The 12,528-nt window shown below is 52.0% G+C and carries 9 protein-coding genes; 6 read left to right on the plus strand and 3 right to left on the minus strand.

The window, feature by feature from the left end; translation table 11 throughout:
• The first annotated feature begins 86 nt into the window (after nucleotides 1-86).
• The 5 genes from MW898_RS02660 to MW898_RS02680 all read left to right on the plus strand — a co-directional run bounded on the left by MW898_RS02660 (nucleotide 87) and on the right by MW898_RS02680 (nucleotide 6,789).
• On the plus strand, nucleotides 87-1,478 hold the full coding sequence (locus MW898_RS02660; protein ID WP_248904308.1) for an FAD-binding oxidoreductase: 1,392 nt from the start codon (nucleotides 87-89) through the stop codon (nucleotides 1,476-1,478).
• 405 nt (nucleotides 1,479-1,883) lie between these two features.
• Nucleotides 1,884-2,219: an ArsR/SmtB family transcription factor gene (locus MW898_RS02665; RefSeq protein ID WP_248904309.1), complete on the plus strand. Its 336-nt coding sequence runs from the start codon at nucleotides 1,884-1,886 to the stop codon at nucleotides 2,217-2,219.
• Between the two features lie 396 nt (nucleotides 2,220-2,615).
• Nucleotides 2,616-3,299 (plus strand): rod-determining factor RdfA, encoded by a 684-nt coding sequence (rdfA, locus tag MW898_RS02670; protein ID WP_248904311.1) that lies wholly within the window; start codon nucleotides 2,616-2,618, stop codon nucleotides 3,297-3,299.
• Nucleotides 3,300-3,403: 104 nt separating this feature from the next.
• Nucleotides 3,404-5,368: an archaea-specific SMC-related protein gene (locus MW898_RS02675; protein ID WP_248904313.1), complete on the plus strand. Its 1,965-nt coding sequence runs from the start codon at nucleotides 3,404-3,406 to the stop codon at nucleotides 5,366-5,368.
• A gap of 308 nt (nucleotides 5,369-5,676) precedes the next feature.
• Complete coding sequence (locus MW898_RS02680; protein WP_248904315.1) at nucleotides 5,677-6,789, plus strand: hypothetical protein; 1,113 nt, start codon at nucleotides 5,677-5,679, stop codon at nucleotides 6,787-6,789.
• A 193-nt stretch (nucleotides 6,790-6,982) separates the two neighbouring features.
• On the opposite strand, the gene MW898_RS02685 is transcribed toward MW898_RS02680, so the two are convergent.
• On the minus strand, nucleotides 6,983-8,533 hold the full coding sequence (locus tag MW898_RS02685; RefSeq protein WP_248904317.1) for a fluoroquinolone export ABC transporter permease subunit: 1,551 nt from the start codon (nucleotides 8,531-8,533) through the stop codon (nucleotides 6,983-6,985).
• Nucleotides 8,530-9,621 carry an ABC transporter ATP-binding protein gene (locus MW898_RS02690; RefSeq protein WP_248904319.1) on the minus strand — a complete coding sequence of 364 codons (1,092 nt, stop codon included), beginning with the start codon at nucleotides 9,619-9,621 and terminating at the stop codon, nucleotides 8,530-8,532. The genes MW898_RS02685 and MW898_RS02690 overlap by 4 nt, the downstream gene beginning before the upstream one ends.
• Before the next feature lie 96 nt (nucleotides 9,622-9,717).
• Between MW898_RS02690 and MW898_RS02695 the strand changes: the two genes are divergently transcribed.
• On the plus strand, nucleotides 9,718-10,383 hold the full coding sequence (locus tag MW898_RS02695; RefSeq protein WP_248904321.1) for a TetR/AcrR family transcriptional regulator: 666 nt from the start codon (nucleotides 9,718-9,720) through the stop codon (nucleotides 10,381-10,383).
• A 1,271-nt stretch (nucleotides 10,384-11,654) separates the two neighbouring features.
• Here MW898_RS02695 and MW898_RS02700 read toward each other — a convergent pair.
• Nucleotides 11,655-12,434 carry an IclR family transcriptional regulator gene (locus tag MW898_RS02700; RefSeq protein ID WP_248904323.1) on the minus strand — a complete coding sequence of 260 codons (780 nt, stop codon included), beginning with the start codon at nucleotides 12,432-12,434 and terminating at the stop codon, nucleotides 11,655-11,657.
• Between the last annotated feature and the right edge of the window lie 94 nt (nucleotides 12,435-12,528).

Genomic DNA, 12,528 nt, shown 5'->3' on the forward strand with positions numbered 1-12,528 from the left:
CCTATGCCGTAGAGGAACTAACGCTCGCTGTGTCGCGGGCCGGGGTCGATGGCGTGTCGAGACGAGCGTCAGAGACGGTGTCCATCATGACTACAACAGTAACAGACGTCGATGAAACAGCCGTCAGAGACTTCGAAGAAACATTTCGAGGCGAACTGATCCGACCCGTCGATCCAGCGTTTGATGAAGCGCGGACGATCTATAACGCGATGATCGACAAGCGTCCGGGGATGATTGCGACGTGTACGGACGTCGCGGACGTGATTGAAGCGGTGAACTTCGGCCGCGATCACGACCTCAATATCGCAGTCCGCGGCGGTGGCCACAATGGCCCAGGTCTCGCTTTAGTGGATGATGGGTTGGTCATTGACCTCTCCGAGATGACCGGTCTCCGCGTCGATCCTGAGGCAAGAACTGTGCGCGTCGAAGCCGGTTGTACGTGGGGTGACGTCGACCATGCCACGCATGCCTTTGGCTTGGCTACAGTCAGTGGGGTTATCTCCACAACCGGGGTTGGTGGACTGACTCTTGGCGGTGGACACGGCTATCTGACTCGCATGTACGGGCTGACTATTGACAATCTCCTCAGCGCCGATGTCGTATTGGCCGACGGACGGTTCGTGCACGCGAGTGCGGACGAGCATCCGGATCTGTTCTGGGCGCTGCGCGGTGGAGGTGGGAACTTCGGTGTCGTCACCTCCTTTGAGTTCCGACTTCATCCAGTGGATACGGTCGTTGCCGGACCGCTGTTCTGGCCGCTCGACGAACTTGAAACCACCATGCGTTGGTATCGTGACTGGCTCGCGCAGGCTCCAGAGGACGTGTACGCCTTTTATTTAGTCGCAGAGGTACCAGGCGACCCGTTTCCAGAGGAAATTCACGGCGAGAATGTCTGTGGTCTCATGTGGTGCTATCTGGGTCCGGAAGAGCGAGTCAAAGCAGTGACTCAACCAGCGCGGGAGGTGGCAGAACCACTGTTCGAGCATATCGGAGCGATGCCCTATCCGGCACTACAAAGCATGTTCGATGCGCTCTATCCACCTGGGGATCAGTGGTACTGGAAAGGGAACTTCGTGCGCGAGTTGAGCGACGAAGCTATCGCCGAGCACCGACGGTTCGCTAACGTGCCGACCGCTCAATCAACGATGCATCTCTACCCGGTTAATGGCGCTGTGCACCGTGTCGGTACGGATGAGACGGCGTGGAGCTACCGCGACGCAAACTGGTCGATGGTCATCGCGGGCGTCGATCCGGATCCAGACAACAAAGAAACGATCACAGAGTGGACCCGTGATTACTGGCAGGCGCTGTACGAGCATTCGGCGGACGGTGCGTACATCAACTTCATGATGGAAGAAGGGATGGATCGGATCCGGGCAACCTACGGTTCCAACTACGAACGACTCCGGGAAATCAAGACCAAATACGACCCGAACAACGTCTTCCACGTGAATCAGAACATCGAACCAGCAACCTAGGTTGGATCGACCGGCAGTAGATGCCAGTGGCTTCGAGCGCGAAACCCACCGCATTCGGATCGAACACGCAGCTCACGATTGCAGTCGGCAGTACTGCTCGGCGTGACGTTCTGAGGGCTATGAAAATAGAATTTTGATCACCAGTAGTCGTTCTTTGACGGTGAGCGATACGCAGTGATGATTTGGCTTTCTGCCCGATGAAGAATGCGATTAATCACAGACTTGTTCCCGTTCCACACATCCTCCTACAGTCGATCGTGTACTCGCTCGTTTGTGCCGATTATGCAATCTAGTAGCGTTAATGTGAAGTAGTGCTTACCGTGAACATGTTGCCGTGGTTTCGACGATACCGGCGAATTCATTCAACATAAGGGTTAAATATTGTAGTAGTATATATTTAACTAGATGGTTGAACAATCGGTAGACGACCATGATCTTGATGCGATATTTCAAGCATTAGCTCATCCGACCCGTCGGGCGCTTCTCGAACAACTTGCCAGTGGACCCGCGAGCGTTGGTGAGTTGGCAGAGCCACACGACATTTCCTTAGCGGCAGTGTCGAAGCATCTGCACGTTTTGGAGGACGCTGGTTTGCTTGAGATTGAAGAAGACGGCCGTGTTCGTCGCTGTCATCTTGATGCTGCTCCACTTAGCGCAGCGTTCGGTTGGCTGACCCGATATCGTCTCTTCTGGGAAGACCGACTCGACGCGCTCGCCACCCATCTGGAGAACGAAACGTGACAGACAAAACTGCTGTTGTGAAGGGTCGATGAAATCTGCCTCTGATGAGTGACAATCGGTGGAGGGTCGTACTCGATAGTATCGACGACAGATTGAGGATGAACCGACGCGGCTGAGATCAGACTAACACCGTTGCTCGATATTTTGTGTAGGTATCGTATCTTTCCACAGATGATGCTGGCTAAATAATGAAATAAAACAATCATGTCTTCGAAATCCTATACAACTAATAATGTCTCTTTCTACCCTCGTTGGCCGTTCGAGCGGAGTCTACAGACAGTTACTATTGACATGGCGCATTGGAGATCTTCGGTATTTGTTATGTCACTATATGGGTGAGTAGGCAAGGGGGAGAAATGAACACTTATTCGTATCGAGGACGTTATTCTGAGTAGCATGAGCGAACAACGGGACGGGACCGAACCCAGTTTAACAGAATCCAACAGGTCACATACGGCCAGTAAGGTCGGCCGTGTACTCGTTGAGTACGACCTTGAGGACCTCGGGCAGACGATGGAGGCGCGGTGGACGGGAGACGAGGACGAACGATACAGCCTCCGAGAGCTTGCAAACTGGTTGAACAAGCACCTCCTCGAAGTAGCGATGGTTCGTGCAGGTCGTCAACCACTCGATGGTGAAGTAGATAACGTCTATCGTCTCCTCACAGGCGACGATGTGAGTAGTGGTGTCCGCACGCAGGCACGAAATGATCTCAAGCGTGACGGCGTAGCGATTGATGATCTTGAACGAGATTTCGTCTCGCATCAAGCAATCCACACGTACCTCACAAAATACCGCGGTGCGCGTCACTCCAAGCCAACGGCTGCCGACCGGGACCGAGTTGAGAGCGTCACACAGGCGATCCAGCGTCTCTCTCACCGAACCCTGCGCGTCACCGAAGACAACCTTTCTACTCTTGAGAACACTGACCGACTCCTGATCGGTGATTTCGATGTTCTCGTCGATGTTACAGTCACATGTCAGAATTGTGGGACTCGATACGATGTTGTCGAGCTCCTCGAGAGAGGCCACTGTGACTGTGAAACGGCGGGTGAGGAGTCCGTTGAATCGATTGACTGAACGGTTCCGTTACGAAATTACGCCTGTAACTCTATCAGTTCACACTGCTTCTTCTCCGGACGCGAGTCTGAGGAGTTAAATAGATGGCCCTCGGAATGCCGTCTATGAGTGCATCACAGATAGAAGCGGAGAAGATGCAGCTCTCTGTTGAAAACATTGGGGGTATCGATGGTACGACCGTCGAGTTCACGCCGGGAGTAACTGCTCTTGCCGGTCGGAACGCCACGAACCGCACTTCGTTGTTGCAGGCGATTATGGCGGCATTCGGCAGCGATCACGTTTCGCTGAAAGGTGATGCCGATCAGGGACAGGTCGACATGACGATCGGCGATACGACCTACACCCGAACACTAGAACGGCGCAACGGAACGATCGTGACTGGCGGCAATCCGTATCTCGACGATACGGAACTCGCAGATTTGTTTGCGTTCCTGCTTGAGTCAAACGAAGCCCGTCAAGCAGTCGCTCGGAGCGATGATCTGCGAGAGCTGATCATGCGGCCAGTCGATACGGACGCCATTCAGGCAGAGATCGAGCAACTCGAAGCTGAGCAACGTGAGATCGAGTCCAATCTCGAAGATCTCGATTCGCTCGCGGATCGTCTGCCCGAACTCGAGGAGCGCCGTACAACTCTCAGCGAACAGATTGAGAAGAAACGAGCGGAGCTCGAAGAGAAAGAGACGGAGTTGGCAGAAGCCGACGCTGATGTCGAGGATAGTCGAGCGGACAAACGCGAACTCGAAGAGACGCTCGACGATCTACACGACGCTCGAGCATCGCTCGACGATACCCGATTTGAGCTCGATACACAGCGTGAGAGTCTCGAAGCCCTCCGCGAAGAACGAGCCGAGGTGCAAGGCGAACTCGACGAGCTACCAGAGACGCCTGTCGGGGATATTGAAGAGATCAACACCGAGATCGGGCGACTACGTGACCGTCTACGGACGATCGATACGACGGTTAATGAGCTCCAAACGATTATTCAGTTTAACGAGGAGATGCTCGAAGGGACAAGTCGAGAGATCATCGACTCCCTCCGAAATGACGTTGGAAACAGCGAATCGGAATCCGAGGCGATCACCGACCAACTCGTTGAAGACTCGGAAAATGTCGTCTGCTGGACGTGTGGGAGTGAGGTTCCGAAAGCAGAGATTGAGGGAACACTCGACCGATTGCAAAAGCTCCGTTCGGAAACGTTCGAAGAGCGAAACGAGCTCCGAAGCAGCATCGACGATCTACAGAGTGACAAAAACACGCTCGAAGATCATCAACGAAAACGTGACCGGCTCGATCGACGAATCGAACAGATCGAAAACGAACTTGAAGACCGAGAAGACCGGATTGAGGAGCTGATCTCAACACGAGAAGACCTCGAATCGGAGATCGAGCGACTCGAAGAGGATGTCGATGATCTTCAGGAGGAGGACTACAGCGACATTCTCGATCTGCACAAAGAAGCCAACCAGCTCGAATTCGAACTCGGTCGGATCCAGAGCGATCGAGAGTCAGTCGATTCGAAGATCGACGGTATCGAGGACCGACTCGAACAGCGCGAATCCCTCAAAGAGCGACGGGATGAAGTGCATACGGAACTCGCAGATCTTCGAACGCGGATTGAGCAGATCGAAGAACAGGCGATCGAACAGTTCAACGAGCACATGGAGACCGTCCTCGATCTGCTCGAATACGCCAACCTCGAACGCATCTGGATCGAACGCACCGAACATCAAGTCAGCCAAGGTCGACGAACAGTTTCGCAACGCACGTTCGATCTTCACGTTATCCGCAGTACGGACTCAGGAGCAGCCTACGAGGATACGGTCGACCACCTCTCAGAGAGTGAGCGCGAAGTAACTGGACTCGTGTTCGCACTCGCGGGCTATCTCGTCCACGAAGTTCACGAATCGGTGCCAATCATGCTGCTGGACTCGCTCGAAGCGATCGATTCCGACCGCATCGCTGCGCTTATCGAGTACGTCGCCGACCATGCTGACTATCTCGTTGTTGCACTCCTGCCAGAGGATGCAAGCGCCCTTGATCAGGACTACCAGCGCGTGACCGAGATCTGAACTGCGTCAATCGTTGTTGTCTGGTGTATTTGTGGCAGCGTCTGACGTTAAAACACTTCAACACAAATAGCTGGATATTCGAAGCATATAGTTATCAATATATGTCAGGAAAAAGCCAATTGATAGCGAGAGCACAATCGATACAACGTGTAGGTTCGGATGCCCTCCGTTGTGGTTCGAAAAGCACATCGATATATACCGAGCGATGAGAGGCGTCTGATATGTGCGATGGTGAGGATGCTGGATCGGACAGTGCAGACGTGCATTCCGGGACTTCCCGGGCAAGGTCTTCGTCCGGTGGTTCTCGTATGGTGTCTCGACGCGGGGCGATTCGTAGTCTCCTCGCCGTGGGTCTCGCCTCGAACACTGCGTTGAGTGGCTGCCTGTACATAGCAGGTGCCGACCGTGTCAAAGAGCCGCTCGTGTTCGTTTCTCGAAAGAACCGCATTACAGCTGAGGATGCAACCCACGTCGTGCGCACGATAGACGAGCTTCGGTCGGCGCTCTCCGAGCGCGGAGCAACGGTCTGGCTTCCGAGTGATGTTAAAATACGCTTCGAAGACACTACTACGACACCGGTACCGATCGCATCGAACGTCACACTTGCGAGCGATCGAGGAGTTGATGGTGGACAAGGCGCGCTCATCGAGAGCACAGCGTATCATCCGACCATCTTTCAGTCGCGCAAGTCAGACATTCGTGTGACAGGTATTCGAATAAAGGGACCCCAGATGGAGTACTTCGATCCACGAACGAAATCCAAAGCAGAATCAGCGTTCTACGCGCGTGCATTCGAATTCATCGGGAACGGAATCGAGATTGATCACTGCGAACTGTTCGGTTGGACGAGTGCTGCAGTTAGTCTCGGTGGACAAGACGATCCAACTGAATCCCGGATCCATCACAATTCGATCCATCACAACCAGATGCAAACGCTCGGATACGGGCTCGATATACGGAACGGCACTCATCTCATCGAATGGAACTACTTTGATCGGAATCGACACTCGGTCGCCGGATTCGGCCATCGACAGAACGGATACGAGGCACGATTCAACGTGGTTGGGCCCCACGCCGTGCGTCACGCGTTTGATATGCACGGACTGAGTGAGAATCTCTCGGGATACTCAGGACCACTAGCGGGGAAATACCTCCGGGTGCATCACAACGTGTTCGAACTTACTGACGCCGCTGCCGTCGTGCTCCGGGGAATCTCAGACCGTCCGTCGTGGGTGCGAGAGAACTGGTGTGCAGCGGTTCCGCTCCTCGAACTCAAGGGTCGACGCTCGATTATCCGTCAGACACACGCCGATGCTCCCGAAAAATTTCAAGTGACTGATAATCACTTCGGACCGAAAGCAGTCAAACGCGGGCGTAGCTGGCTTCTTGAGCACGATACGAGCGTTCGCTACGAGTACTGAGGGTCTGTCATCTCGAATCGATGTTCGTGTTGTACTATGATGAGATATCATCTGCGATATAGGGATTGGTTGTTGGGTAATGTATCCTCAATTCTGCAGCTGAGATTGTGAGACGGCACGTCGCGTCGATGAATTCGTCATCTTGGTTCAGTCGGTGTACGACGTAGTAGACAACGGAGATTGGATCCTCTCATTAGACAGACGGGTCGAAGTGTCGGACGAATATCCCGATGTAGAGAGCGTGAGTCACGATACCGATCGCAATGTATCCGAGCATTGTTACGGATGATGCACCGACCGCTCCATCGACGATCACTTTGAGCGGCCAGTAAATCGGAACGGTTCCAGCGAGGAACTGGAGTGGTTCGGGGACGATCGCAATTGCGAACAGTGGTATCATAAGTGAGAACGCGACGAACTTGCTGACAGCAATTCCCTCAACGGTGTTTGCGGCGAATGACGAGATAATGAAGGCAACACAAATCGCCCAGAGTGAGCCAACGGCAGCCGTCAGGAGCACGACCTGAGCTGAGAGATTCACCAATCCGATCAGCGGGGCTACTAGGACCGTTGAAATAAAGCTGATGAGTACAACAGAGATTCCACGGTAAGCGAGGTATCCACGACTAGTCAGTGGAGTGGTCCACAGCCCCGCGAGGATATTCTCTTCTTTTTCTTCGAGAATGAGGAGTCCAATAGCCATTCCAACCGTGAACGATGGCATCGAGAAGAACAGACCGAACACCATCGGGTAGTATGGAACAAGATCGAATCCAGGAGCAAGCCAGGCCGTGATGACCGGGATTACAAAGCGCGCGAGCAGTGCATAGAAAAACGGAAGGATCAGAATATACGTGAGCAACGGATCGCGGAGCCAGTTGCGGAGATCCGAGAGAGCAAGTGACCCGACGGCACCGAACCGTCGCCCTTCGAATATCTGCGTGATATCTGGAACAGAAACGGTACTTCCGCTGTTTTCACCAGTAGTGACGCCTTGCACGATGTGTCGTTCGAAGGCACGATCTGCGAGCACAGCGGTACCTCCAATCCAGAGAAGGAGGTAGCCGACGGCGTAAGCGAGTTCCCACATCGGGAGTGGATCGAAGGCCCCGAAGGCACTACCGAGAAGCAATAGCGTCGCTTCAGTCGGAATGAGGTACAGCACTGGATGGGTAATACCGATCAATTCGAGTAACGGGAGCGCGGTCGGCAACAGGTACACCACCGCTGCCATCATGTACGCGTTGATCGTGTTGAACCGCGCGACGGCAACAATACCAATCAACACGAACAGCATACACGAAAGAACGACACCGAACAGGTACAATCCGATATCGAACTGAAGCCCATGGACGCTCACAGCGATAACGAAACTCGTGAGTACGCCTAACAGCGTGAGTGAGAGCGTCTTTGAGGCGAGATACGCCCGGCTACTCAGCGGTGAGACGACTAAGGCATCGAGAACGCCGTCCCTTTTCTCGAATAGAACGAGAGCACCAGTGAACAGAAAGCCGATAAACACCGGATCACTGAGAATGACGAGTGTGACGGCAGTAGCCCGGGCTGAAGCCGGAAGACTCAGCACACCGATTACGTACAGCGCCACCATGACTGCATAGACGGTGTAGAATCCGTACCGTATCTGTAGCTTCAGATCCCACCAAAGCATAGACACGAGAGCACCCGGTTCCGATGATTGCTGGTGTGAGCACTCCGAGTCCGCTGTTGGAACTGCGCGATTCATTGGAGTTCCTCGCCAGTAACCTCAAGGAAGACATCTTCGAGCGTTGCCTCTTCGGTGTGGATGGTTTCGATATCACCGGAATCGACTAGTGTATTGAACGATTCATCACTATCGAGCGTATCGAGATTGAATCGTTGTGATTCGAGTCGGCCGTCGCGTCGGACTTCGACGCGGACACGTCGGTTGCCGTGAGATCTTTTGAGTGTTTTTGGCGTCTCGATTACTGGAATCTCGCCATCGATCATGAACGCGACCCGATCGCACAACTGATCGGCGACGGTCATGTCGTGTGTCGTAATGAATACGGTCTTACCCGCGGTTTGCAAGTCGAGCACGATGTCTTTGATCCTGCGCGCGTTCATCGGATCGAGTCCGCCGGTTGGTTCGTCTAAGAACAGGAGGTCGGGGTCGTGAAGCAATGCACGGGCAACGTTGAGACGGCCCTTCATTCCCTTCGAGTAGCCGCTGACGTTTTCATTGGCGGCGTCAGCAAGCCCGACAAGATCGAGGACCGCTCGTGGATCACGGGTCTCGCCCTCGTAGAGTGAACCGAACAGTTCGAGATTTTTTCGCCCCGTCAATTTGAGGTAGTGGTTCGGTGCCTCTGCAGAGATGCCAATCCGTTCGTAGTACGAACCACTGTGGTCTGACACTTCGTTCCCGAACACGGCCGCTCCCCCCTTGTACTCGTCGAGGAGTCCAATGAGGATTTTTTGTGTCGTGCTCTTTCCAGCTCCACTCGGTCCGAGAAAGCCGAAAATTTCCCCTTCGTGAACGCTGAATGAGATATCTTGTACTGCTGGTGAAGTGGCCCCCGGATACGTGTAGGTGAGTCCAGACACGTTGACGATGGCTTCTGTCTGCTGCTTCCGATCATGGTCGTCCGTGCCATTTGTATCGGAAACTGCTGCAATCTCCGATGTCGATGGCCGGAAGTCGAATCGTGCTTGGATAGCGTCTCTCGTGCTCGATTCGTTCGATCCCTGGAAGCTACTTTGCTGTTGACGCTGGATAGTATCTGAGTGTGAGTCGATCTCGCCAGCGGTTTCGCGCTTGTTGATGTGGGCAATCAGTTCGGTCAGTACCATACCCGTTCGTTGACTCTATGACTATATATTTATTCTGGTCATAGAGTCTGACTGATGACCAGATTATTTATATAGTCATATACCGAATCTGGTGATATGGGCAATTACAGCGATGAACCGAGAGACAGGCGGGGATTTAGTGCTGAAGAGCACCATCGAATCCGAGAGCATCTCATCGAAACAGCGCGCGAACTGCTGTTCACCTATCGGCCAGAGAAGATTACCATCACGGATATCACTGAACCGGTTGGTATCGGCAAAGGAAGCTTTTACAGATTTTTTGACAGTAAAGCAGATCTCTATCTCGTACTACTGCAGCGCGAAATAGAGGAGTTTGTCGAGCACGTGCGTTCGGAACTGTCTGATGTGGATGAGCCACGTAGGGGGCTCGAACGACTATTCTGGTGCTACGCTGAATTTGCCGAGGAAAATCCACTCGTTCGTCGGATGGTTATCCAGAACGACTATCGAAAACTGATGCGAAATGTCTCACCAGATCGAATTGAACAGATGCAAAGCGAGGAGATGGCTGAACTTCTACCAATTATTGAACCGCTTCGGACAGAAGGTAGCGGAATGCTCGAAAATACCGAAACGGCGACACTTCTTGGTCTCATGGGTGGCTCGATCGGTCTTCTCGCTCTACACAAAGACGAATTCGACGAGTACGATGGTCCTGAAATATACGAAGAAGATTACTACAAGCGAGTACAGAACGTGCTCATCTCGTCGCTGGCAAGAGGTTTAACGGTTAATGAATGATCGATGATGTGTAACTGTCGCTAAAACAAGCTCTTTGCCGATCTTCTTCTTTTCTGTTACTGGAACGTAAGCGTCCGAACTGATTGATCCTTTTGACCAATCTACGAGAGCCCACCAACTGGTGGAAAATGTAGTAACGTATCTATTTGTGATGTTCTGTTGCCCTTCGCATCTTCACTAGACAAAAATGATTATATACTCGTTTCAATTATTATAACTGTCAAAATTATCCAATTCCTAATTATTAACCACGGAGACAATCTATAAAAGATGCTACCTTTCCACGAATACTTCTCGAAACTATACTTTGTATTTGTCCGTAGTGGTGTACTGCTGTTGTTGGTATAACCATCCTTTGAATGATATTATACAATTTTATGTATATGGTCCTATCAAACAATATATACAACGATAACAGTCCGGGATGAGTTGTTTAGTATGGTGATCAAAAGTACAATTATTATCGAAATTTACTGATGGGGCTATGAGGGCAAGCTTCTATTATTTACTCTAATCGATGCGAAACGTATTGATAGTGGGTGTAGCGGTCAACGGACGTTGAAGTCTTCATCATTACTGTCTATCTGACAGCACTCTCATTACAAAGGTACGGCTGTAATCCATCCACGAATATGAACGATACGTGGTCAGCCTTTTGAACTGAGTGCTTCGTGCTCCAGAAGCACTATTATCGACTGAAATTCGGTAATTACAAACGCAATAGTTGTCGATACGAATGAGGGCATTACAGATGTACGTGTGTGAGTGGATACCTTCGTATATCTGTTTTGAAGATTGTCCAGTCGGTCTCGAATTGCCAATCAGGGGTAACGAGAGTTATTGTCCCGATCCACAATGACAAAGGACTCGAATTGGCGGGCATACCGAACGAACGCTCAGCGTCTCTCTGTGGCTACACAGAACGCTCGTAGTTAATACGTGAATTCTACGAAATGGACGCTACCGTGTTTGCAGTTAGCGAATTGAATCGAGTACTACAGAAACGGAAACGGACTCCGTTGTTCAATCGGTGATAGACCAAATTGGCACGCATAGCGGGCTCATCGAACGACAGTGTCACTCATCAGTATCGACGCTTTACCAAACGTCTCGTTCCAAATATACAGCAGTCATCTGCGAACACAGTCGGTTTGTGAGAAGCGAACAGTGGGTCAATGATTTTTAATACAATCGGTAGCGATCATAAGGTTTGGTGTCCAAATGCTGGATTTTATTGCCGATATCGGTAACTGTGGTGGAACCTGAAAAGACTACACGTGAGTAGCGTTTACTTCTATGACGTTAGCAGCACCGCGGACGAATTCAGGGAGTTCCTTTCGGAATCGATCTCCCTTCAATCGGCTCGTTGGTCCCGAGATGCTGATCGCACCTTGAATATCGCCTTTCGAATGTTCAATTGGCGCGGCAACACATCGCAGACCCTGTAAAATCTCTTCATCGTCGAACGAGACGTTTTCCTCGCGGATTTGGTTCAGCTCTGTGAATAGTTCCTCACGAGTCGAGACTGTGTTGACTGTCCGTTGGGGTAAGCCCGTTTGATCGATAATTCCCTCAACACGTTCTTTTGGAAGTTGTGACAGGATCGCCTTTCCAAGTGCTGTACAGTGGAGGTCCTTCCGATTACCCGTATAGGATGCTGTCTGGATGGCATTCTCTCCACTTACCTTGTGTAAGTAGACACCGGTTCCGTGCTCTTCGACCATAAACTGAGCGACTTCACCGGTCTCTTGTGCAAGGCGGTCAACCTCTTTCGTTGTTATCTCGTAAATATCAACGTTTGTCTTGGCATACTCTCCAAAGTCGACGAACCGGAGGCTTATGCGGTATTCGTCCCCTCGCTTGACAACGAACTCGCTATCGATGAGCGTCGCCAGGTGGCTGTGAACGGTCGCTTTGGCGAGACCGAGATGATCGGCGAGTTCGGTGACACCAGCTCCGTCGAGGTCTCGGAGTGCTTCGAGTATCCCTGCCGTCGTTTGGACGGCCTTCACCCGCCGTCCTCCGTTGTTCTGACCGCCGTGGTTGCTCATGCATGATCGTACTTATCGCAAGATCATATCGTTTGTGATGAACGAACACGACACAACGATGTATTCGCGTGGAGCGAAACAGAGAATTCTGACG

This window comes from Halocatena marina, assembly GCF_023276375.1.
GTDB lineage: Archaea > Halobacteriota > Halobacteria > Halobacteriales > Haloarculaceae > Halocatena > Halocatena marina.